The 23,609-nt window shown below is 39.9% G+C and carries 18 protein-coding genes; 11 read left to right on the forward strand and 7 right to left on the reverse strand.

Annotated elements, in window-relative coordinates; genetic code table 11:
* Positions 1–417 precede the first annotated feature (417 nt).
* A complete protein-coding gene (locus N477_RS14265) occupies positions 418–1,242 on the reverse strand; it encodes a hypothetical protein (protein ID WP_063362978.1) in 825 nt (274 codons plus the stop codon).
* A 679-nt stretch (positions 1,243–1,921) separates the two neighbouring features.
* Between N477_RS14265 and N477_RS14270 the strand changes: the two genes are divergently transcribed.
* Positions 1,922–3,463, forward strand: a complete 1,542-nt coding sequence (locus tag N477_RS14270; RefSeq protein WP_231098132.1) for a mannan-binding protein — start codon at positions 1,922–1,924, stop codon at positions 3,461–3,463.
* Positions 3,464–3,570: 107 nt separating this feature from the next.
* Here N477_RS14270 and N477_RS14275 read toward each other — a convergent pair whose 3' ends face one another.
* The 3 genes from N477_RS14275 to N477_RS14285 all read right to left on the reverse strand — a co-directional run bounded on the left by N477_RS14275 (position 3,571) and on the right by N477_RS14285 (position 7,692).
* The gene (locus tag N477_RS14275; RefSeq protein WP_063362977.1) at positions 3,571–5,022 is read right to left on the reverse strand and encodes a glycosyl hydrolase family 18 protein; all 1,452 of its coding nucleotides are present in this window, start codon (positions 5,020–5,022) and stop codon (positions 3,571–3,573) included.
* Positions 5,023–5,809: 787 nt separating this feature from the next.
* Positions 5,810–6,430 carry a hypothetical protein gene (locus N477_RS14280; protein ID WP_063362976.1) on the reverse strand — a complete coding sequence of 207 codons (621 nt, stop codon included), beginning with the start codon at positions 6,428–6,430 and terminating at the stop codon, positions 5,810–5,812.
* Between the two features lie 479 nt (positions 6,431–6,909).
* Positions 6,910–7,692, reverse strand: coding sequence for a hypothetical protein (locus N477_RS14285; RefSeq protein ID WP_063362975.1), 783 nt, complete (start codon positions 7,690–7,692; stop codon positions 6,910–6,912).
* A gap of 934 nt (positions 7,693–8,626) precedes the next feature.
* Here N477_RS14285 and N477_RS14290 point away from each other — a divergent pair.
* Positions 8,627–9,004, forward strand: a complete 378-nt coding sequence (locus N477_RS14290) for a hypothetical protein (RefSeq protein WP_063362974.1) — start codon at positions 8,627–8,629, stop codon at positions 9,002–9,004.
* A gap of 219 nt (positions 9,005–9,223) precedes the next feature.
* Here the strand turns inward: N477_RS14290 and N477_RS14295 are convergent, their stop codons facing one another.
* The gene (locus N477_RS14295; protein WP_063362973.1) at positions 9,224–9,667 is read right to left on the reverse strand and encodes a GNAT family N-acetyltransferase; all 444 of its coding nucleotides are present in this window, start codon (positions 9,665–9,667) and stop codon (positions 9,224–9,226) included.
* A gap of 428 nt (positions 9,668–10,095) precedes the next feature.
* Here N477_RS14295 and N477_RS14300 point away from each other — a divergent pair, with 428 nt between their 5' ends.
* The 9 genes from N477_RS14300 to N477_RS14340 all read left to right on the forward strand — a co-directional run bounded on the left by N477_RS14300 (position 10,096) and on the right by N477_RS14340 (position 19,945).
* Positions 10,096–10,917: an alpha/beta hydrolase gene (locus N477_RS14300; RefSeq protein ID WP_063362972.1), complete on the forward strand. Its 822-nt coding sequence runs from the start codon at positions 10,096–10,098 to the stop codon at positions 10,915–10,917.
* A 249-nt stretch (positions 10,918–11,166) separates the two neighbouring features.
* Positions 11,167–11,985: an alpha/beta fold hydrolase gene (locus N477_RS14305; RefSeq protein ID WP_063362971.1), complete on the forward strand. Its 819-nt coding sequence runs from the start codon at positions 11,167–11,169 to the stop codon at positions 11,983–11,985.
* 587 nt (positions 11,986–12,572) lie between these two features.
* Positions 12,573–14,141: a methyl-accepting chemotaxis protein gene (locus tag N477_RS14310; protein WP_231098131.1), complete on the forward strand. Its 1,569-nt coding sequence runs from the start codon at positions 12,573–12,575 to the stop codon at positions 14,139–14,141.
* 208 nt (positions 14,142–14,349) lie between these two features.
* Positions 14,350–14,799, forward strand: coding sequence for an RDD family protein (locus tag N477_RS14315; protein WP_196760629.1), 450 nt, complete (start codon positions 14,350–14,352; stop codon positions 14,797–14,799).
* A 258-nt stretch (positions 14,800–15,057) separates the two neighbouring features.
* Positions 15,058–16,122: a hypothetical protein gene (locus tag N477_RS14320; RefSeq protein WP_155731903.1), complete on the forward strand. Its 1,065-nt coding sequence runs from the start codon at positions 15,058–15,060 to the stop codon at positions 16,120–16,122.
* Between the two features lie 93 nt (positions 16,123–16,215).
* On the forward strand, positions 16,216–16,593 hold the full coding sequence (locus N477_RS14325; RefSeq protein ID WP_081216529.1) for a calcium-binding protein: 378 nt from the start codon (positions 16,216–16,218) through the stop codon (positions 16,591–16,593).
* A gap of 263 nt (positions 16,594–16,856) precedes the next feature.
* Positions 16,857–18,959, forward strand: a complete 2,103-nt coding sequence (locus N477_RS14330; RefSeq protein WP_063362968.1) for a multicopper oxidase family protein — start codon at positions 16,857–16,859, stop codon at positions 18,957–18,959.
* 169 nt (positions 18,960–19,128) lie between these two features.
* A complete protein-coding gene (locus tag N477_RS14335) occupies positions 19,129–19,317 on the forward strand; it encodes a hypothetical protein (RefSeq protein WP_063362967.1) in 189 nt (62 codons plus the stop codon).
* Between the two features lie 94 nt (positions 19,318–19,411).
* Complete coding sequence (locus N477_RS14340; protein WP_063362966.1) at positions 19,412–19,945, forward strand: nucleotidyltransferase family protein; 534 nt, start codon at positions 19,412–19,414, stop codon at positions 19,943–19,945.
* 68 nt (positions 19,946–20,013) lie between these two features.
* On the opposite strand, the gene N477_RS14345 is transcribed toward N477_RS14340, so the two are convergent.
* Both N477_RS14345 and N477_RS14350 read right to left on the reverse strand, forming a co-directional pair.
* Positions 20,014–21,207, reverse strand: a complete 1,194-nt coding sequence (locus tag N477_RS14345) for a CobW family GTP-binding protein (protein ID WP_063362965.1) — start codon at positions 21,205–21,207, stop codon at positions 20,014–20,016.
* 226 nt (positions 21,208–21,433) lie between these two features.
* Positions 21,434–23,605 (reverse strand): M3 family metallopeptidase, encoded by a 2,172-nt coding sequence (locus N477_RS14350; RefSeq protein ID WP_155731904.1) that lies wholly within the window; start codon positions 23,603–23,605, stop codon positions 21,434–21,436.
* Positions 23,606–23,609: the final 4 nt, after the last annotated feature.

The following is a 23,609-nucleotide window of genomic DNA, read 5'->3' on the forward strand; positions in this document are numbered from 1 at the left end:
TATAAAAATAGCCAAGGAGTCGGCTGTCACTTTTAGCATGGTGACTGTGCTTTAGGTGACGTTAGAGGTATCCGCCTTCTATTCGTTTATAAGTTTGTTGACACGGCCATGATAATGCAACAAGCGCTGGTAAATAATGAGAGCCACTGCGCTCAGTTATAGCCTTTACGTGAGGCACTTAATTATAGTCCAGATAACAGTCTTAATTATAAGTATCAGTAGGTGACTGATGGGTGTTGAATAGGTTACGACACTCTAACTTAGAGAAATGCGTGAGCTGATATAAACACTCTAAGGAGGCTGAAAAGGCCTCTATCACCTCGATTAAAATAGGCCAGTCAGATCACATGACTGGCCTTGAAACTGCTATCGATATTGATTCAAATAACAATGCAGCCTTTTCGGTCAAGTCATAACTCAATGCTCGGCATATCGACAAGTCATCGTGACTGTATAGTAGGGCATAGTGCCATAAAAATTCTGTATACAGTTGTAAGATAGATTCGATACATACTCCCTGATTGAGTCACTTCTCAGCCTAGACTCACTGCTGGAGGTATCATAAGGGTATTTAGCAATCACTTGTCTATCATCATCGTAGTCAAATAACACATCGGTCATTTCTTCGCAGTTATATTGTGTTTTTACACACACAGAAGTCGGCACCATTCTGCTTAAATAGCCTTTTTTGACATAATAAAAATGAAGTTTGGGTGAAGACGATTCTTCTGTTTTAGAGAGTATTTCATCGGCGATTTTATTCACCAAAGCTGAACCAGCAGCCGCTGCTGCACTATTGATAAAGTTTGCGCTCGCATCAGGTTTGGTTCCAGCTGCAGGTTCTCGATGATTTCGTCGGTTGGAAGACATAGGCACAAACGATGATGTGTCAGCCTGCTGGTCAACTGGTACGTTCATAGGTGTGCATTCGTCCCCAGAGGTTAAACAGGGTTCATCCTCAACCCAGTATATCTGATACAACTTTCGATTCTGAACGGCTTTGACAAAGTCCCTTAGTACATTGACCCGAAAAGATTCACTCTTGCAATACGCTAGCTCACACTGTGTACCAAATGTAATGCCATTAAGCTTGCGTGTATTATTATGTGCTAGTTTTACATCCAGCTGCATAGTATAGCCTTGTGAGTCGAAGTAAATAAATGGTTCGTATTCACGCTGGCCTTCAGCAGCAACAGAGCAAGATAAAAATACACCGGATAATCCAGCAAGATATGATTTCATAGTACAGACTCCTTCTGTATGTTGTTTACTAAGTGTTATTTAGTGTAAATAAAATGAGCTTGTCAATTGAGCTAGGGCCCCATTGCTAACGGACAATTTTATATTGCAGTTAATCGATGTTTGAGTGGGGATATGTGTAACCTATCTATTTGTTCAGGAAATCAAATTGATTTATAGGCTGCTTGCCAGAGAGGTCGAAGTTTGCATCGATAGAAATCATGTGATTTTTCACGGCGTTTCATTATTGGGCAAGTAAAGACAAATCCACATCCCCATTTTAGAGACGTTTTTTTGAAAAATATAGGCAGGCTATTTGTGAAAAATGCTCATGACAACTGTCATGTCACAAATACGATATCTAATGATGATAAAGATGCGCTCTATGCTGAATTGAAGGAAAAAATGGCTCGCCATGGTGCTCCCATTTCTATAGGTTCAAGATGATGTGCGTGCAAGTACACTGTCGTAAATAGCTACCTTACTAATATGCCTAGGGTAGCTTCACTTTCTGCAATATTGTCTTTTTCACCAATCAAATCAAAATCGTAATTTAATGTAATTGCGTGTAATACCTTTTTCACACCATCGGTGCAAACCTTATAAGTGCTACAAACCGTCAGATACACATCATTATGGAATGTTCATAGTTGGCCAAGCCACTAGAAATTGGGATATTGAAATGAAAACACCGTCTAAAAAATTAATGTTCACAAGCGCTATCGCGCTATCAATTGTGCAGCTTACAGCCTGTTATAATTCGGCAAACACGAGAACAGACGCGACTGCTTCAGCAAATGCTTATGTTCAGGGTGTGCCTGCAAACACTTATGACTGCCAAGTAGACCCGAATTGGATCACGAGTCCCTCGTTTCCACAGGAAGTTAAAAAGAGTGGACCTGATGGTTCATCAAACTTTTGTGACTTTTATCAGTTTTCGACGCAAGCCTATTTGTACTTGATGTCGCCATCTTCTGAAAATCCAGCGCTGAGAAATTTTCAGGTTGATGCTAACTATCCGTTGCTTGAATTTAACGATGACACCCTCAACACGCCAGCCAACTCTTGTGACAGTATAAAAAGCCCGAAAAGCTTAAGAACGTCGCTACAAAAGTCATCGATTTCTACTGGCCAAGCGGGAGGCGGTGCTTCAATTTACGCACAAGATGGCAATGTTGTGTATTACGACGTGAGATTTAATAAATCACTGTGTGATTTGTCTGCCAGTGCTGTGGAGCTGGGAAAAAAGGGGATTATCAATTTTCCATCCGGTACTACAGAACTCAAGTTTGCTTGGAAAGTATTGAGTGAGCGTGAAAAAAGCTCTAATAGCTTTGTTACCCAACAACAAATGATTGATGGTCAGCCACAAACGCTGGGTTTGCTTGGGATGCATATTGCTGTCGCAACAGAGGACCATCCTGAATTCGTTTGGGCAACTTATGAGTACAAAGCAAACTCTCCGACATGTGATGCGCAAGGTGAGCAGGCTATGCCATGGCTATTCGCCGAAAATACTTGTACAGCAGGTTTACCAGACAGTTTAAACAGTGATCCTGATACGTGTAAATTCAACCAACCAGAGTTAAAGAATGGGCCTGCGACAGGAGCACCTACGAATATTTGTGTGGTTTATCCATATGGAACGGCTTCAGGTGACCACAAAGCGGGAGAAAATTTAGCTAATATCGTGTCACAGAATGCGCATTTGTATGAGGCACTTTCAACGACAAACGCTTCTCCTGATGTGCAGAGGTTAAACAATTACTTCAATGTGGGTGCTATCTGGGTGAGTGATACTGCGAAAAGTTCTGGTGGCATAGGTGTCCCGAATGAACGCGGATCTTTACGATTGGCAAATAGTGTCGCTGAAACTGATTTTCAACATGTTAATTTGAACAATGAGTTTTCCAGTAACTGCTTTGGCTGTCATGAGTATTCAGGGACAGGGCAAAAGATGAGTAATAACATTACCAGCCAAAAACTGAGCCATAGCTTTATCGACATTGTAACAGGCCAAGGAAAAGCGGCAGATGTGAATGCAATTAGCCAAATTACGTCAAATGATTTTGCGGCACTCATTTGTGGTGGCGATCCATCGCAAAAAGACAAGGCAAAACGTAAGGGCACGTGTAAAAATGCCAGAAGCTACCTCAAGTGGAATGGGAATTGGACAAATATTAATACATCGGCGGGCTCTGTGTGTGGTTGTGAGGTGGAGTAAAGCGCGGTTTTATTAGTCTAATTTGTATGGCGAGTAGAGGTGCTGTAAACATTCTCGTACTCGCCTTTTTTATACAAATATGAGCAGTTAAAGTTTTCTAGTAGAGGTTACTGGCACGCACTGATAAATTGCCACACCTGCCAGCGGCCTGAATATTGTGCAGGGTGTTGATTACTTGAATACCACTTGGCCTCGTATAAACGATTGTCCACTTGTACTCGATCGCCTCTAAGATAGACATCTTCGGCGCGCCAATTTGCAATCCCTTTGCACACACCATCCCCTGGATTGGAGTTTCCTAACCATTTATTTCCGATACCGTAATTCATCGCGCTAAGAATATCGCCATTGTCTTGTGCATATTCCCAAGCAAATATGCCTCCTAAATTACTGGTTACTGCGTATTGGGCTTTTTTAATCACACTGGCAGGGTGGTCAAAGCCGACGAAGGCGGCATCGCTTTCTCTCCAAGCATAGTGACAATCACAGTCTGTATCGTAGCGGATAATAAAGCCATTGATCCCTTGACCATTTTGGCCGATGACTTCATTGACTATGCGGGTGTAAGTGCCTACACCTTCTTCATCCCATGGCTGAACCGCTTTAGGAAATAGCCCTGTTGCTTGCCCGCCGATATGCGTACCTGAGGCACTTAAACTGACACCATCAAACCCTCGTGCATATTTGGCTACACCAACAACCAGTTTATTGGCAGGGACGCTTTTATTGAGCAGATTTTGCACCCCTTGCATGACCCCATGAGCGGCGATGTTTTCACTGTGTGCATCTAAAGAGGTATGGTGGCCAATGTTACTTTTAGACCAGCCGCCAAAAAAGTCGTATGTCATTAAAAAGATGTAGTCAAGATAAGGAGCTGCACGTTCGTAATCTATGTTCCGGACATTATTTGCATGAGTACCTATAGCACTGGTGATCGAGTACTTTCTGCCAAGTTCTACTTCTAAGGCATCGAAGGCTGCTCTTAAGTCTTGCATTAAATCGGCATAGTGACCGCCTTCTGCTGGTGTATTTGGCCATTCCCAATCGATATCAATGCCATCAAAAGCACGATGTGCACGCAGATAATCGACGACAGACTGAACAAAGATTTGTCTCGCTTGTGGATCTTTCGCCATAGGGGGGAATGTATCCGAGCCGCCCCAGCCACCGACTGAAGGTAGAATTTTGAGATGAGGGTATTTTTGCTTTAACTGTAAAAACTTGGCTGCAAATTGCTTATCCACAGTGGTCTCGTCCTCTGCGAGGACATAGTCGGGTTTATTGGCACATACCGAGGCGTCATTTGGGAGCTGTCCTGGCCCACACGCCCTTAAAAACGCGTATAAAATATGGGTTAAATTATCTCCTGGCACGTTATCAATGGAGCTTGGATCTGACCAGTTAGCTATGTAGGTACCAACCACCTTGTTGCTTGTTTGCTTAAACGGCTGGTGGGTGCCAGTAAATTCTTGATACTGATCTTGTGCATAAGAAAAATGAGTTACAGACATTAATATCAGGCCAAGTAACCCTGCGCTATTAAATTTATATACTTTCATAAGTATCCCTTTACATGTTTGTCGAGCAAAAGCGTTGTTAAAGCGCTTATGCTGAATTGTTGCGTATTCAAAATGCTGACATTAAAGCTTTTGAATATCAGCTTTTTGAGAATATTTTATACTTTAACATTTGCCAAGTTGGACTATGGTCGAATAAATTATTCATAAAAGGGACGGTGGTATTCCAGTGGTTGGGCATCGAGCATGCATGATTTTTTCGATGTTAGGTCTAAGCTTAAGTAACATTTTCATCAGTTTTACTGAGATGTACTCTTTATAGGTTAACTATGTGATGTTTTCGCCAATAAAATTAATTCCATATGAGTATTTTAGAGTTAAATGCGAATACAACTTTAGAGACTTGAGCGATAGAATTGATAGTAAATTAGGTCTGGCTACGTTTTTTAAAGGCCTCGGCGAGCGCCTAATGTGTGGTAAGCGTTATGTTTTAAAAAGTACTAGGTTCAGTTATAAATCTAAAAGCCTATAACCCCAGTGTGGAAGGAAATATTGATTGGCTTTTGGGTAAGGTTATAGTTTTATATGCTTTAAATTAGACTGAAAGCAATTGCTATTAAACAGAGTCAAGTTGCTAAAGCTCACAATTGAGCCTTAGCTGTAATTAAGGAGACATGATAGATAAAACTAGGCTCTTAAAGCATAATAGCGACCTAATGTCGCAGCACATTTACATTCAATTACGATAAACTGCTTGGCTAAATATTCTTAGTTTCTAGTCATTATGTCTGCTTTGCTTGGTAAAATTACTATGGGTAAATGCGTTATATTATTCTTGGTGTTCAATTTTAAAGCTATACCCTTCTTCGGCATTACCGTTAAGTGAAACTGTTGCTCTACTCACACCTTCTAAATCTTGCTCAAAAAAGCTGTCAGTATTTAACACTGCAGAACTAAGTAATTGGCTTTCTTCGATTTCAGAAGCAACACCCCAATAGAGCTTAGGCTTAAGAACAAAGGTTGCTTTTTGGCCAAAGCCTACGATTTTCTTTTCCATCATCAGCTTGCCATCTTTATATAGTTGAGCACTGATACCGTTAGGTACATTGACATCGTTGTTTACGTCAATGGATTTAGTATCTGATGCACTGCCATTGGCTGCAAGCACGACACCTGTATCGTCCTTGCTTACTGTATATCGCTTACCAATAATAGACTCTAGCTTTTGCGTTTTGTTTTGACCACTTTGCCAAGTTGCACCTACGCTGGTGTCTACTGGGAATACAAATGTGCTAGATGACGCACGGCCAATATCAGGTATAACACGCCAAGCAACACCTTCTTTCAAAGCATCAAAAGTAGGAGTTTCATTTTTAGTGAAAACAAAAATTTTAGGTAGATCTTTGTTCATAGATTTATTGATATAAGTGATTTCAATATTTGAAGACATAATATTTCCTTGTTGTGTTGGGAGTGTTTAAATATTAGATTTTCGATTAGCCTGACTATTATTTTTATCGTCGGCTTTAACTCTGGTGAATTAAGTACGTTATTGAATTCTTGCCTTCGAGGAATATATTGAATACGGCAATTACGATATTACTTGAACAGACATTGCTGTAGTCTGGTGTTCTACAAGAAACGATAGGGAGTGAAATTAAGCTTTTTGATAGATTATCTTGTGATGCCAATGATGAGCTAAGTACGAGGTCAGTACACATATTTATTCCGTTTGATTATCTATGGTGTTTTGATAGCTTAAAAGAACGACAAAAGTAATTACATTACATAGACATTACGCGGGACTGAGTGCTTTAAGAATAACTTATAAATCTTTATGGCTTTTTGGGTTGTCATGTTGGCTTAACGATAATTTAGACAACATGACATTCAATGGATGAAGGCTGGCAATATGCCTAAAAAGGCTTTTTAATATAAATGTTTAAGCTCTGTTGGTACTTTAGAGGTTATATTGGCGATACGCTCTGCTTTTGCATCTATACCAACAAAGGTAGTTGTATCATTCCCTGGTACGCAAAGTGTTGTTGTAATGGGGCCTGTTGTTTGATTTGCTTGCGTAAAATTAACACGAGCAATGCTAGATGAGGTTGTATTGAGTACCGCTAAATTCATACAGCCTGCCATCATAGGAAACTTAACACCGGTTTGATAGGTGCTCGCTGGCACGCGTGCAATTTCAAACCCCGCATTATTCGCATTTTTGGTTGTTTGCATACTTGCTCTACCGTAATTGCTGACTTGCAAAGACGAACGACCATATACATTCAGTGTTGAAGACGGCTTCTCATTATTTATGTAGTAAAAGTGTACGTTACTCGATGGAATTAAAACGGTTGAACTTGTCTCTTGTGGATTAACATACATCCAGCTAGAGATCTGTTGAATAGACCCGTTAATAGACGCTCTGCCCCAGTGAATGTTTGAGAGCGTCACTGCGCCGTTCATGTTTTCGATTGTACAAGAGTCTTGATGATACAAGATAATGCATCGACCGCCGTTAGTTTGGTATTGATAGTCGAGTAGTATGTCGAATGTGAATCCATTTTGCCCCATGATTGGCATAGGTACTGAGTGGGTTACACCATCAGTTGTAGCGGCCAATTTGAATGTAATATCTTGTTTTGCATATGCGCTTAGGCTAAAAGCTAAGCTGGCTAGCGTTAAACTCGTTAGCGTTTTTCTGGTTTTCATTTTTTGTCCTTAAAGTGATTGAAGCTTTAATCGTTAAGTTATGGAATGTTTTATAAATCGCGTAACGTTCCTTTATCTGGGAAGTGGGATACTATGTTTCTTAGTTGTTTTTTTCAAGTTAAACTATTGTGTCTTTTATGCAGGCTTGACGCATTTCAGAATCTACTCTCGAGTGTAAGTTGAGTAGAGTCTAAATGGTGTATGGTTCCTGAGCCCAGGCTCTATCATTTGGGTTTGTGTGATCATTTCTCTTTTCACATTCATTCTTGCGCTTTTGCTTCTTAATTTATGAAATGGCTACACTGCGCTAAGAAAGCTTCTTCGGTTATGATGTTTTAATACGGCAATTTATTTGTAAAAGTATATTAGCCTTAATGAAAACCTTTACCAAATTTAACTGTTTTAAATTTGTACAAAATTGTGAGAAACAAAGTAAACTTGCTATTTAAGTTAGCTCAATAATTAAACTGCTTCTTCAGTCTTTATTGCATTTGTAACATTATGTTTGTCATTGTAGTTTAAATTTTATTTAGGAACAAAGAAGCAACAATTAAGTAACGATAAGCTCCTTTTAATGAGCGAGTTTTTGTAAACAACGTTGTAAAAGTTCAAGGATTAGTTTTGTATCTGGCTTATAACTATATTTTTCAGTGGGTTAGTTTTTTGGTTAGAAATAAATATGTAATAAATTAATGTCAGATAGCGAATTTTATCGGTTTTATCATTTTCTAAATTATTTGTTATAAAAAGTTTGGGGTGGGGCTGGTTTGTTTTTATATCTATATAAAACAATGTTTTAAATTAAATTTTTTTATTTTTTTTATTTTTGTTTGATTTTTTAGGTGTTTATTGCAGTGTTGACTGAACGCCTGTTCATTTACTACCTTGTAAATACGCATTTGCGTTAAACAATATAATAAAAAGGTATTTAAAAATGAAAACAACTATAAAAGCTTTAACACTTCTTGCTGGTACTTTCTTTGCTGGCTCTGCTTTGTCTGCTGAACTTGTGTGTGATGTATATCCAAAAGGTAATACGACTAATCATTCATGGGGAAATGGCACGTCACACTGTGATGGTTTTGACTTTTCTTTCGGTAATTCTACATCAGGACGTTTTTACTTAAAAAATGTAACTAAACCTATTAAAGAAGTTCAGTGGAGTGGCTCTGCTCGCTGTAGTGGTGGCACTAGCTGTGGTGTGACTGTTCGTGCATACGCTGGCGCTTCGGCATCTGCATTAATTCTATATAAAGACGGTACTTGGGAGAGAACAAATACAGCTTATGCGACTTATGAAACTGGCTATTAATTTGAGTGCAGTTAGTCTATCCAATAAGGTTTTACTTGATTAAGCCATATTGGTTTTTAGATCTTATACTTGGGGGCGGCTGACTACAAGCTCGCCTCCAAAATTATACTATTTACATCTAATTAAGGGTTATCTAGTAGAGGCTTTTCGGTGTTATTAAGTGCAGCTCCCATTTTTAAACTACTTTATAGTGTTACTAATTTCACTGTAAGGTAAAAATTAGTAGGCACTATTCTCTTGCTCAGGTGATACAAACTCTGTTATTTGCTCGTCTGTTCTAGGGAAAATATATGCTGAGCGCTGTTTATGCCAGCCTTGTTTTTCATAAAAACCACTTTTCCCCGGTGCCGCAGTGAGCATGGTTGTAATATATGAACTTAAGCATTTTTCTAGTTTATTTAGTATCGTCGCACCTAAGCCACTCCCTTGGTAGCTAGGATGGACCGCGAGATCGACGACCCAAGCATAATAGCATCCATCATCGACTGTTCGCCCTACGCCGACTAATTCATCTTTGTGATAAGCGAAGTACTTAAACGTACTGTGATTAAATGCATTTTCTAGTTGAATGGGACAGCGGGTTGGCCAACCAACAGCTTCAAACAATGCGCACACTTGTTGCCAATCAATATGTTGAGTTGTAGTTGTAAATTGAATGTCCATATTTTTAATTCCTTAGTCTTTGTTGACTTCAAAGTGTATCAAGTCGCTTTCCTTTGATGATTAATAAGTGCATCTAAACATATTGGCATATTTACCTGTAGATTGTATGTTTAAATGTTTTTTCAACCTATTCATGAAAGTGTGATAGTTTCTATAGTTACAAGGAAAGTAAAAAAGAACAAGTTAATCGCTCTATTTTGTCGTGTTTCTTTAAACAGCGTATAGGTGTATCTATGTTGATTGGACGTACGGTTTATGCATACTGAGAAATTAACTTAAAAGCGTTATTTTTTATTTATCTATAATTAAGAAAATACATTAATGCCTAGAAAAATGGCGAGCTGTCATCTAGACGTGTATGTTTTTTGAAATATTGTAATTATTATATTACGTTTTAATCATCATTTATTTTAAACAAGGCATGATCTTTGGCATATTCTAATCCCCGCTACTTAGCAACATGTTTGCTATCTATCACTTTACTTTTATTAGCTGCTTGTGGAGGGGGCTCAAATTCACAAGAAACTTTTGATCAAGAGATAGTAAGTCAGTTTACTCCAGGTCAAAGGTTACAACTAGAGCCTATAGACTCTCACTATACAGGTGTGTCTTACCCCTTAAAACTCTTTCTACCACACAACCACGCTCCCAATAGAAAGTTTCCGGTAATTTATATTCTTGATGCCGAGTGGCGTTTTGAGACCGTGGCGGATAGTGTAGATAAAAATCAATTAGAAGTGATCCTTGTAGGCATTGAAAACTATGTAGATGATGATTATAAGCATAGAGAAATGTACTCGCAGTGGCCACTTGCCAAAGACTATTTTGACTTTTTAACAATCGAGTTATTGCCCTCCATTGAGAAGGACTACTCAATTGACGAGACGAACCGTACTGTGATGGGGCATTCTCTAACTGGATTATTTGTAGGAATAGCGCTGTTGATAGACAGCCCTCAGCAACCTTATTTTCATCGTCATGTATCATTTGATGGTAGCTTTTGGGCACATAGGGATGTAACACCGCAATTAGTTAACGATAGGCTTTCATTGGATCAAACTCTCAGCAGCAGGGTAATTTTGGTTGCGGCGACAGCCTATCCTAATAATGCCAGATATGTGAGCTGGTTTGAGCAGTTATTAGCTGCTGCTGGATTCTCTCAGTTAGAGCTTGATAGATATGAATATGATAAAGCACATATACCCGTTGTAGCATATTCAATGAATGATGTAATAAACGCGCTATATTAAGAGTTAATAATCAGCTAGTTTAGCTTGATATCTACATAAAAAATGGTAGTAATATAGCTGCTTATTGCTTTAACAGTTATAAAATGCGCAACAATTTAGTGTCATACATGGTGTTAACTACGGGTTCAGCCGTAAAATGAAAAATGCCACCGTTATTGGGTTTATGGGTTGTATTTATGTTAGGTATTTTTTGTTTATAATAACTCTGATTTAGAGCAGGTTTACACTGATTTAAGGTAGTGCTTTTTAATGGGTTTTAAATTTCCTACTTTTTTAGGCTTTATTTATTTTTGTTTTAGCTCTTTCTGTCATGCTGATGTAAAGCCCCAGTTACAGGAGCTTGAAGGCGGTTATTTTGAATATATTGATTTTGGCAGTGGTGAATTCACCATTGTAGTGGAATCAGGAATTGGCATGGGTACGCAATATTGGTTACCTGTATTGCCAGAGCTGAAAAAGCTGAATCAACGCGTAATTATATATTCACGTGCAGGTATTGGTGAATCGGCAAACAGGTCGAACGTATCATTGCGCAGTTCCAATAAGCGCCTAAAGGCTTTACTGGGTGCACTTAATATACAAGATAATATTATTTTGTTAGGCCACTCTTATGGCGGGTTACATGCAAGGCAATATGCGGCTGCATATTCTGAGCAGGTCAAGGGTTTGGTATTGCTTGATCCAAGCCATGAAGCGTTTTTATCAGAATTAAATCGACTTAATTTCGATTGGTCACAAAGGGACAATCAAAAGTTAAATAAAATGATGCACCAAAGTGCTGAATGGCAGGTCTTACAGCATCAATATACTAAAAGCACCATGTTGGATAAAGGCAAGATATCAATGGTCCCTACAGTCATTGTTTCATCTAGTATGGAAGGGGAAAGCGATTGGTGGATAGGGCACAGCACCGCAGGGAAAACTGTGTGGCGGACTTTGCACGCATCACTTATTGTTGAGAATCCAAATTCGATGCATCTTGTGTCGAGTTCAGTCAGTCATAATATACCACTGGATGATCCTAAGCTTGTTGTATCTGCCATTAGCATTTTAGTAGAAATGTTGTAGTGTTTTTGATATGCCTCTCGTAAGCCTCTATACAATTTTCCTCGTTTACTATCAATATTAGGTGGCAGTCTATAGAGTTTTTCGTTCTCCATAATTATTGATTAATTTGGAATAAATATCAGTGTGAGAATTCCCCTTACACTAGTGATAAAGAATGCTCCACTTCCACCTGAATTTGGCTCCCATGAGGAAAAATAGCGCAAAGTTATAACGTTTAAACACGAGTTTTACATTTCTTATTTACATAATAAATCATTAGATTTATCGTGGTTATTTTATCTGTACCTTTAATATAAACCTAAAAATAAATACTTAAGTGCTGGTTTTTGATTTTACTGGTGGTTGTTCTCGAAATGGGGCCTCAATTTCTTTTCCATACAAATCAGATGAGTATGCTTTTTCATCAAAATCATTTTGGAACGATGCTGAAAATTGTTTTTCTTGTATTGCGTTTTGTGTATGATTCGAACAAATATTCTACACAGAACACAGGTAGATTTTCGTTAGATTTGAGGGCAGTACTTTTGAACATCAACCGACTACTAAGCAACATAAAGGTTGCAAATAAATTACGACTAGGCACCTTAGTGGCCATTACAATTATCATAGGTATTCAGTTTTCAGCGGCTAATAAGCTGAGAGAAAACATGATCTCTGAGCGTAAAGATCAAGCGATAAATCTCGTTGAAACACTTAGCTCACAGGTGAGTGCAATCGCAAGTTTACCAAATTTGAGTGAACAAGAGCGCCAAGCTCAAGCTAAGCAGCTGGTTAATAGCGCTCGCTATGCTGATTCTGGTTATTATTTTTTATTCGATACAAATGGGGACATGGTAGCCCACGCGATTAAGCCACAGCTAAATGGCTTGTCTATGACAAATCATAAAGAGGCGTTTATTTCTTTTGCATTTCGCGCATTCGTTGACAAGGTGGAAAAGCAGGGGGCGGGCTTTGTTGAATATACTTGGCCTAAGCCCAACTCTCGAGAGGTCACCAGTAAGGTGTCTTATATCAAGCGCCAGTCTGACTGGGGTTGGGTTATTGGCACTGGTATTTACTTAACCGATATTGAAGACGCGTATAAAGATGAGCTGATATTCATCGCTTTTGAACTGCTACTGTATATTATTTTATTAATGATTGTGTCAGGGGTGGTCGCGAAAAATATTTCTAAGCCTTTAAACAAGCTGACACGCACCATGTCATTGGTTGCAAGCCAAAAAGACTTAACCATTGAGCTGAAACATCGCGGTGAGGATGAGTTGTCTGAAATGGCAGTTGCGTTCAACGCAAGTAATGCGCAGTTTAGGCAAGTAATCGACAACATCAATGTGAATACACTGTCTTTGGCTTCACATGCTGAAGAATTGTCAGCAGTCACTCAACAAATTCAATTGGGTCTTGCTCAACAAAATAGAGAGACAGAATCAGTTCAAGACAAGGTGCTTGATTTGAAAGAGTCTGCGAACAGCGTGTTTGATCAGAGCCAAAATGCTTTGGTGTTAATTGATAACGCAAGCGGGCTCACTGAGCAAGGTAAACAGCACATTGCTGATAATGCCCATCAGATTGAGCAGGTCGCACAGCGAGTTGAATCGACCTCTATGTCAGTAAAGAAGCTTGAAGAGAGTTCAGCACAAATTGGTGAAGTGTTGGATGTGATACAAAAAGTTGCTGAGCAAACTAATTTGTTGGCATTAAATGCGGCGATAGAGGCAGCACGTGCGGGAGAGCAGGGCAGAGGGTTTGCTGTTGTCGCTGATGAAGTCAGAACTTTAGCCATTCGTACCCATGAATCTACAGAGGATATTCAATCTATTATTGAGCAGCTACATGCTGGCGTGTCAGAAACGGTAGGCGAAATGGAAAAGTGTAAGGAATCAACAGAGAAGGGTTTGATAACAAGCAAGCAATGTGATCAAACTTTGGTGGAAATAGACAGTGCAGTGAAGCAAATTCAAAGCTTTGGTCAGGGCGTTGCAAACTCTGCGAAAGTACAGTCTGATGCAATGAATAGCATTGTTGATAATATCAATGGCATTGTGGCGGTATCTCAACAAACTGAAGCAGGCGCAAAACATACGAATTCATCTAGCCGTCAATTGAGTGAGATGTCTCAGCAATTAAGCGAGATGGTTGGGGAGTTTGAAGTTTAATTAACATTGTGAATTAACAGGTAGTTCAAATAATGTTGACCCTTAAGACGTGAATGATAGATACTGGTTTGAAAGCACTGTCACCAATACAGCCGCGACTTTTCGCGGCTTTTTTATGGTATATGTAGCATCATAGTGGGATTTAGTACTAGTAGTTCTTTTTATGGGTAGCTATGATAAACCCTACTCTTTTGAAGTGGTTTAGTTTATGAATAAAATTGAGAATGAGCATCCAAGCTATGTTGGATTTTGGGCTCGCTTTGGTGCAAGCCTAATTGATACTGTTTTTCTTATGTTGCTTACAGTGCCTTTAATTTATATGATTTATGGTAAAGCATATTGGCAATCCACGGATATCATGCATGGAACAGCGGACTTCTTAATAAGTTATATGCTCCCGCTGATTGTTATTATTTTGTTCTGGCTTTATAAATCAGCAACACCCGGAAAAATGGTGATTAAAGCGAAAATTGTTGATGAAAAAACAGGAGAAAACTTATCTAAAAAGCAGTCTATTATTAGGTATGTTGCCTATTATATTTCAATGCTTCCTTTTGGCCTTGGATTTTTCTGGGTTGCTTGGGATGCTAAAAAACAAGGCTTTCATGACAAGATTGCAGGCACTGTGGTTGTTCGCTTACAAGGTGCAGGGGAGTAAGGGTAACGGCTCTGTCAGTTTTAATTTTCACCGTGTTTATTTATAAAGACTGACTTTTTAAGGTCAGTCTTTTCACATTTCTGTTCTTATATTGCTACGTAAAAGCTGTACTTTCACTAAACTTCTTTTCTTAATTCAAAGGCTTTTCTGGTCAAAAAATATTCTCTTTTATGCAACATAACCGTCACGCAAGTCATTTAATTTAGCTTAAAAATAAAACAATAAAAGAGTGTTAGGGTGCTGCATAAAAAGCATTTTTTGAATAGATACCTAGTTGCGATAGTCATTTTTATTTTGTTAGCAGGTATTTATTTTTCACAACTGGGTTTTTCATCAAAATCAAATCAATCAGAACCACAAAAGTCGGCGCAAAAAAAAATCGTTCAAACTGATTTTTTATCTGACAGCAGCGAAAATAATCAAGTACAAGATCAGAGGTTAGTTTCATATGCCGACAGTAAAACAAAAGATATCACGTTAAAAAACGATTTAAATATCACAGCCAGTGACAAGCTTGATAATACGTTGGAGCAGCTTAAAGCCAGCATCACACAAAACCCCGAACCTCTTAAGCATGCCATTATGGGTCCGAGTAATAAGCATATCGCGATGCGTACACAGCTTTTGATGTTGCTTGAGCAAGATCCTCATTTAGTTACTGAATTGATTGATACATTTATCAATGACCCAAATAGCTTGCTTGGCAGGGAGCTCAGTGCGGTGCTATCTGAGTCTGGGCATCCGATGGCGCAAGTCGCAGCGCTCGATATGGCGCTGGATCTATCGAATGATGAACAAGTAAGATCAGCTGGTCTTTTGCTCGTAGCGAAAATGGACGAAGTCACAGGTGAGACACGAGATCGCGTTTTGGCACATATTGATGCTGGGAATGACCTCAGTTCCGATCTACAGCAGTTTGCATTGATGGCATTAAAACCAGCCCCAAGTTCAGCAGAAGACTATCACCGCGTACACCAAACCTTGTCAAAAGTAGTACTTGCAGAAGATAAAAATGTGCGTCGCCACGGGGTTTATCAAATGGCTCAATGGGCGACCAGCAACGAGGATTTAAAAGGCGTGAGAAATCTGGCTTTGACCGATCCCGATGTTAATACACGTGCGCGCGCGGTCATGTCTTTGGGAGACAGCCCTTTTAAATCAGATGAAAATCGCAGTGTGCTTTGGCAAGTTGTGGATGATGAAAATGAGCCACCTCCCATTCGACTGTATGCACTTAAATCACTTTCCAGATACGCCTTAAACGACACTGAAATAACAAAATTACGTTTGATGCATAGCGATATACGTGATGATTCAAATTGATATCACAGTTAAAAATGCTGCTTTGTAGTCGGTAGCAGAATAGACAGGATTTGGGATTAATTTTCCAAACAATCAACTATAATTAAGGAAAAAATGATGAAACTAGTAAATTTACTTATGGTAGTGGGTACGATAGCTGCGGCTTCTTTTGCAAGTTCTGCTGAAGCGCGTGGCACTCACTATGGTACTGGTGGTGATGATATTATCGTTGGTAGCACAGGTACTGATATCATTTATGGTTATGATGGTAACGACCGTCTTTATGGCAAAACCGGTAGTGACATTCTTTATGGTGGTAACGGGAATGATAAGTTGTATGGAGACACCGCATCTGACCGACTTTACGGTGGTAATGGAGATGATTATTTAGAAGGCGGTACTGCTGGTGATTTTTATTATGGTGGTGCTGGTTATGATGTATGTAAAAATAAAAGTGGCACACCGTATTATAATTCTTGCGAGAGCTTTTAAACGCAAGGTTTAGTATTTCTTATGATTTTTAAGGGAGTATTTCTCCCTTATTTCCTCTCTTTTGGTGCTTAGTTTTGTGTAATAGGTAACAAGGTTTCCTTTCTTTTTTACACTTATATAAATTCATAGCGTAATTAATTTATACATTAACAGGCCGAAGTAGCGGGACATGTATAATCCAAATGTGTAATGCAGTGTAATGGCTTTCTCAATATACAGATTTGACAATATGCAAAGACATACAATCACCAAAGGATTACTCTATGCGTATGAAAAAGTCGGTGTTCATTGCTTTAAGTGCGATTTTATCTGCCTCGTGCTCCTCTTTAGAGCCTGTTCACACACATCATAAACAGTCTCAGTGGCAGCCAACCTATTTTGATGTTAAAGATTATAACCCCACAGCATATCTACCATCATCGATGCCGTCATCGAAAGACTGTGAATATGAATATATTCCTCCTGAGCTGGCGCCGTTTGAGAACCCAGAGGTACTTAGTTCTATAAAGGGTGAACTCAGTTTTACAATGGCGGTTCAGTATCAGCAAAGGGAAATCGCAAAATGTAATACATGGTTACGAAATTATGCATATAAACAAAATCCGAATGATAAATTTAAAAGTGCTTTGGTGGGTCCAACATTAAGGCTTGCGCCTGGCGAAATTTTACGGTTTAGGTTAGAAAACCGGTTACCTGGCTGTGATAAGGCACCTGATTATTTATGCGCGGGCAGTGGGCATGGTTCACATCATTCGGACGAACTATTGAGTGATGCGCAAACAAAAAAAATGAATACACCGCATAATTTTAATGTCACTAACTTTCATACCCATGGTTTGTGGGTTTCACCGAGTAAGCGCAGTGATAATGTGTTGTTAGAGATCCAACCCGGGAAAGGGTTTGAATATGAAATCAGAATACCGGAAGATCACCCACAAGGGACGTTTTGGTATCACGCGCATGTTCACGGCTCTACAGCGCTACAAGTATCAAGTGGGATGGCAGGCGCCATCATCATTGAAAGTGATACATCGGAAAAAAACATTGCGACGCAGCCTCAGATTAAAGGAAAAGCGGACAACATTTTTGTGCTACAGCAAGTGGCATATGATTGTAATGGGATAATCGAATACTATGAAGTAGGTGATACACCTGCCGATGTGTCAGTGTGTACCAAAGAAATTCCTGGTCAGCCGGGGAAATTTGAAAAGCTCAGCATATTTGGGCCGGGCAGTTGGCAAAAAATGCAGCGCAGAACACTGATTAATGGATTGGTTGTTCCTCAAATTAAGATGAAACCCAATGAAATTCAGCGTTGGCGATTTATTCATGCTGGAGTACGAGAAACAGTAAAGCTGTCAGTTGTTGAATCTCATTGGAATAAAAGCCTGAATCCAAAACCGCTTGGCTTTCTTAACCAAATCTCAGTGGATGGTTTAAATACGGGTCGATTGGATAGATGGGATTTAGCCAATAAAGATTATTCGATTGAGCCGTTGCAGCCAGGTTATCGTGCAGACTATTTGTATCAAGCGCCCAGTAAAGCGGGAGTTTATTGGTTAGTGGATTTGGACTCTGCGTCTCATAAGTCTTTACAAGGGGTGCCAGAGGATACCGCTGAGCTGTTACAAATTGTTGTTGAAGGCAGCCCAGTAGGCACTGCACAAGCCAAACTGCCAACAAGCAATAGTCTATTGCAATATCAAGCACACAAAGCGCCTACCGAGCAAGAAATTAGACAAATGACACATGATACCTATATTGAAAATATGATGTTTTATTTGGGGGAGCGCGCATCAATTAAAGGGCGAGATAATATAAGTTGCCAAGATGTCAGCAATGCTGATTTGAATGATGGTAATGCGCCACCTGGGAGCAAAGGTGGTGATGTGATTTTTTCAGTTGATGGCAAGCCTTATGGGCAAATTGAAACACGAGAGTTAGAGCTTGGCCAATGGCAGCGATGGCACTTATGTACGAGAGGCCTTGCTCCGATGCACCCATTTCATATTCATGTCAATCCGTTTTATGCGCAGAGGAAAGGCCCTGATGGTAACCCGCAATGGGTGTGGAGAGACACCTTAGCCATAGAGAAAGATGAGTATTCCGGTGTGCCATTTCATGATATTGGCAAGCAAGTATATATAAAAGATTATCATGATATTGAGAAGTATGTCTCTGAAAAAAAGGGGAAAGCGCCGCATATCGTGATTTACAGTAAATATCGTTACCCTAACTCCTTACCGGGATTTAAAGGTAATGTAAAACAGCAGTATACAGGTGATTTTGTATTGCATTGTCATATTCTTGATCATGAAGATCAAGGTATGATGCAAAAAGTAAGGCTAGTTGATAGCAAACAATAGAAAGTGTTTAAACATGCCCTCTGAGCCACAGCTTTATCACCTTGGCTTTGAGGGCAATAGATTATCGTTAAGTGCGCAGAGTTAATTGGGTGGTTGAATTTTAGTCAATTGAGTGTTTTCTAGTGTAACGAGTATATTGGACTTTCAGTCAATAATAAGGAGAGTTTGTATGAAATTACATTTAAAAAAGAAAGCGATCAAAAAGTTGCAAGGGCAAACAATTTTAGTTGAGCGTACAAATCAAATTGCGGGTGGTGCTCAGTCAAGAAGTCCTTTTAACTGCCCTCATACTCAGCCAGCGTGGTATTGCATGAGTTACTTAGGCTGTATCAGTAATAGACCTGAAGTCAGCTGTTAATTCATGGGAGCGATGGCTCCCAATTTAAAAGAGTTAATAGGCAAAAACCTCGATTATCTTTACTATGATGCTTTAAAACATTTTATGAGCCAAGATGGATAAAGTTATCGAGCTGGTTAAACGAGATCCTATAAGGCTAAAAGCACTTGATGTGGTTGCCCAGTTAGCGTTGCCACAATGTTATATAGCCGCAGGGTTTGTGCGTAATTTAATTTGGGACTCACTCCATGATTTTAGTGAGTTTACGCCTTTGAATGATGTGGACGTGGTTTATTTTGATGCTGATGAGGTCGATTCAAATCGGTATTTAGAATATGAAAAACAGCTGTCTAATTGCATGCCTGAGCTTAACTGGCAAGTGCGTAATCAGGCTCGAATGCATATTAAAAATCAAGATGAGCCATACACCAGCACCTTGCATGCGATGAGCTATTGGCCTGAAAAAGAAACGGCAGTCGCGATTACTCAAGTCACAAAGCATCAATATGAATGCATTGCGGCTTTTGGCTTTGAGTCGCTTTTTCGGGGGCAGTTAACCTATAACCCAAAAAGGAAAAGGGCAGTTTTTGATACAAGAGTGCGTTCAAAAGGTTGGTTAGTACATTGGCCAAAGCTTAACGTGATGTAACGATGACAGGTAACTCACAGTAGGTAAGGGCAGGAAAGTATCTTAGCCTTCCTGCCATGTTAAAGAGATTAGATCTTTGCGACATTGGTTGGCCACGGATCTTCAAAAGTGCCGCCATTTCGCCAAAAATTAAGTTCTTCATCCGTTAAAAAACATGCTTCAAGTGCTTTTACGAAACTCGACGCCTCATCTTTTTGACCAATGACTGTCAGTCGGCAGCGCCTATCACCAAATCGACTCTCTATTTTATCGACTTTCTTCTTTAAAATATCATAGTGCTCTTGGGTAAAATTATGGCTTTCGTCTTTTAAAATGGGCGCGCGCCAGAAACCAACAAATTCTAGCCCAACGCTGCCATTAGCTTGGCTCCATAATAAAGACATCTCATCTCTGGTCGGTAGCCAAAAGAACCCTTTACTGCGAAAAACACCATGGGTTAGATGGTTATGACACACTTCCCATAAACGTGTCGGATGAAACGGTCGATCATCTCTAATGACTTTAGATACAATTTTTTGATTTTGTTTTCCTGATAGCGTTAAAGGAGCATTGACGGTGCTGCGCAGCTCAGTGATCAACTGTTCAACTAAAAAGAAGTTATAGTCTTCAAATTGGTGAAATTGCGTCACATCCATATTGCCCCAAGCAGTCCCAGAGATAGCCGCATAAGGGTTAATTGGGTGCAGTGCTTGCGCTATGGTCTCTACCGCTTTTGCGGTTATTTTATCCGTTTTGGTCAAAAAGATTTGATTAGAAAATAAGATTTGCTCAACCAGTAAGTTTTCAATGCCTCTGATTTGATTGCTCAGGTTTTCTTGCCATTTAGGTACAAGCGATTGTGCAAATTGGTAATCGTCTTTTAACCAGGTTGAGTCAACGAGTGTGACAACGCCTTTTAACGCATAGTCGCGATTATTTTTGAAGAACTCAATCAAAGGCAAAGGGTGGCTGCTGCCAGAAGTTTCGATAATGATCCAAGGTGGCTGCGCATTTTTTTTCAGCGTTTTTAATGCCACTTTAAGTTCTTTAAGGCCTTTTGCACTGCTAATACTGTGGCCACTGATGGTAAAAAAGTCATTACTATCATCATCAAAGACCTCGGTGTTTTTAATCAAAACGCCGTCGACATCCAATTCACTCATGTCGTTTACAACCACGCCTGGTACACAGTCATGCTCAACAGACTGAGAAAGTATACTACGCAGTAAAGTGGTTTTACCTGAACCTAAAAAGCCGTGCAAAATGGTAACTGGAATAGACATTAAATTTTCCTAATATGCTTCGATGTTTCTGGTTTTGAAGCTAAGCAGTAACAGAATAATGGGTTTGTTTTGGTACAATATAACATAACCTAATGCGTCGGTGGTAAAGCGCTTGGTTGGTTTGGTTAAATACTTGGTAGATAATAAAAAGCGGGTCGATAGGATAAAGAAGATTATAAGTAAAAAAGCCGAAGTACATGACTTCGGCTTGTATTAACAGGCTAGATTAATCTAAGCCTCTGTTACGTAGTAGTGCATCAGTTGTTGGCTTTCTGCCTCTGAAGCCTTCATAAGCTTCAAAGTAGTCTAATGTGTCACCACGGCTATAGATAAACTGGTATAAACGCTCAGCAGTTTCTTTATCGAAGATGTCTTTCTTCTCAAGGAAAGCGTCAAAACCGTCAGCATCTAAGATTTCTGACCACATGTATGCGTAGTAAGCTGACGAGTAGCCACCTGCGAAAATATGACCGAAGTGTGTACTACGGTGACGCATGATGATTTCTTCAGGTTTGCCATATCCAGTTAAGATCTTGTTTTCAAATGCGCGAACATCTAAATCTTTCACATCTGTTAGCTGGTGGTAAGCCATATCTACTAGCGCAGACGCTGTAAATTCTACAGTTGCAAAACCTTGGTTGAACGTGCCAGCTTGTTTGATCTTATCAAGTAGCTCTTTTGGCATTGGCTCATTTGTTTTGTAATGTAGCGCGAACTTTTTAAGCATTTCAGGCTGTGCTATGAAGTGCTCAAATAACTGTGCCGGGAACTCAACCCAGTCACGGGGTACGCTAGTACCTGCAAGTGTTGGGTAAGTTACGTTTGACAATAAACCGTGTAGTGCGTGACCAAACTCATGGAATAAAGTTACTGCATCTGAGTAACTCATTAGCGTTGGCTCGCCTTCAGCTGGCTTATTTAAGTTCATGTTGTTCAGGATAAGTGGCTTCACGTCACCAGCTAGTTTCTGCTGAGAACGGAATGAACTCATCCAAGCACCAGAACGCTTCGTTGAACGTGCGTAGTAGTCACCATAGAACAAGCCAATTGCTTTACCTGCTTTGTCTTGTACTTCCCAAACACGGACAACTGGGTTGTATACTGGAATATCAGTACGCTCAACAAATTTCAGACCGAATAAACGCTCAGCTGTGTAGAACTGTGCTTCGATCATGTTGTTTAGTTCGAAGTATTCAGCGATTTGACCTTGGTCTAGGTCGAATTTAGCTTTACGCACTTTCTCTGCGTAGTAGCGCCAATCCCACGCTTCTAGCTCATGAGTCACGCCTTCTGCAGCCATTAGCTCTTTGATCCATTCGCGCTCTTGCTCTGCTTTTTCAACAGCTGGTTCCCACACTTTTAATAGTAGGTCCATCGCTGTCTCAGGCTTACTTGCCATTGAGTTAGTTAGTACATACTCTGAGTGATGTTTGTAACCTAGTAGTTGCGCACGCTTTGCACGAAGTTCAACGATTTCTGCAATGATGGCTTTGTTATCAAACTCATTGTCGTTGTCGCCGCGATTAGCCCAGCCTTTAAAGGCTTTTTCACGTAGGTCACGTCTGTCAGAGAATTGTAAGAAAGGCTGGACGCTAGAACGGTTCAGTGTAATAACGTATTTACCAGGTAGGTCTCTTGCCGCTGCTGCCGCTGCTGCTGCATCACGTTGTGCTTGAGGTAAGCCTGCTAAGTCCGACTCTTCTAATACCAAAGTGAACGCACGAGAGTCATTCAGTGAGTTTTGACCAAACTCAGTTGTTAGTGCAGAAAGGCGCTCATTAATTTTTGCAAATTCAGCACGTTCTTCGCCAGTCAGTTTTGCACCTGAGCGAACAAAGCTATTGTAAACACGCTCAAGTAGACGTGTTTGCTCAGCATTTAATAGTGCTGATTTACGGTTGTCGTATACCGCAGCTACACGCTTGAATAGTGCTTCATTCATACGAATGTCACTGCGATGACGTGTTAGCATAGGTGAAATTTCACGCTGTAACGACTGCATTTCATCGTTTGATTCAGTATTTGCAAGGTTACCAAATACAAGTGAAACACGGTTTAGTGTTGAACCTGCCAACTCCATTGCTGCAATGGTGTTGTCAAAATCAGCAGGGCGTTCATTTTCTGTGATCGCGTCAATTTCTTTTTTGTGCTCAACAATAGCTTGTTTGAAAGCTGGTAAAAAGTGTGCTGTTTTGATGTCGCCAAGTGGTGGAGCACCAAATGGTGTGTTCCACTCTTGGAAAAATGGGTTTTGAGCAATGTTGCCAGCGGCCGCGTTTGCTGATGCTGATTCAGTTGCTTCTACTTGCGTTGCTTGTTGCTGTTCTGGTGCGTCTGAACAACCGTTCAGAAACATGGCTGCTGAAATTGCTAGCGCCAAATGCGTTTTTCTTAACACTGTA

Source organism: Pseudoalteromonas luteoviolacea H33-S, from assembly GCF_001625695.1.
In the GTDB taxonomy this organism is placed as follows: Bacteria; Pseudomonadota; Gammaproteobacteria; order Enterobacterales; family Alteromonadaceae; genus Pseudoalteromonas; species Pseudoalteromonas luteoviolacea_B.

Excerpts from the sequence above, each read along its gene's own strand:
- N477_RS14335 (WP_063362967.1), top strand. The coding sequence starts at position 19,129 with ATGAAATTACATTTAAAAAAGAAAGCGATCAAAAAGTTGCAAGGGCAA.
- N477_RS14280 (WP_063362976.1), bottom strand. The coding sequence starts at position 6,430 with ATGTCTTCAAATATTGAAATCACTTATATCAATAAATCTATGAACAAA.
- N477_RS14325 (WP_081216529.1), top strand. The coding sequence starts at position 16,216 with ATGATGAAACTAGTAAATTTACTTATGGTAGTGGGTACGATAGCTGCG.
- N477_RS14345 (WP_063362965.1), bottom strand. The coding sequence starts at position 21,207 with ATGTCTATTCCAGTTACCATTTTGCACGGCTTTTTAGGTTCAGGTAAA.
- N477_RS14295 (WP_063362973.1), bottom strand. The coding sequence starts at position 9,667 with ATGGACATTCAATTTACAACTACAACTCAACATATTGATTGGCAACAA.
- N477_RS14315 (WP_196760629.1), top strand. The coding sequence starts at position 14,350 with ATGAATAAAATTGAGAATGAGCATCCAAGCTATGTTGGATTTTGGGCT.
- N477_RS14265 (WP_063362978.1), bottom strand. The coding sequence starts at position 1,242 with ATGAAATCATATCTTGCTGGATTATCCGGTGTATTTTTATCTTGCTCT.
- N477_RS14285 (WP_063362975.1), bottom strand. The coding sequence starts at position 7,692 with ATGAAAACCAGAAAAACGCTAACGAGTTTAACGCTAGCCAGCTTAGCT.
- N477_RS14290 (WP_063362974.1), top strand. The coding sequence starts at position 8,627 with ATGAAAACAACTATAAAAGCTTTAACACTTCTTGCTGGTACTTTCTTT.
- N477_RS14305 (WP_063362971.1), top strand. The coding sequence starts at position 11,167 with ATGGGTTTTAAATTTCCTACTTTTTTAGGCTTTATTTATTTTTGTTTT.
- N477_RS14270 (WP_231098132.1), top strand. The coding sequence starts at position 1,922 with ATGAAAACACCGTCTAAAAAATTAATGTTCACAAGCGCTATCGCGCTA.
- N477_RS14275 (WP_063362977.1), bottom strand. The coding sequence starts at position 5,022 with ATGAAAGTATATAAATTTAATAGCGCAGGGTTACTTGGCCTGATATTA.
- N477_RS14330 (WP_063362968.1), top strand. The coding sequence starts at position 16,857 with ATGCGTATGAAAAAGTCGGTGTTCATTGCTTTAAGTGCGATTTTATCT.
- N477_RS14340 (WP_063362966.1), top strand. The coding sequence starts at position 19,412 with ATGGATAAAGTTATCGAGCTGGTTAAACGAGATCCTATAAGGCTAAAA.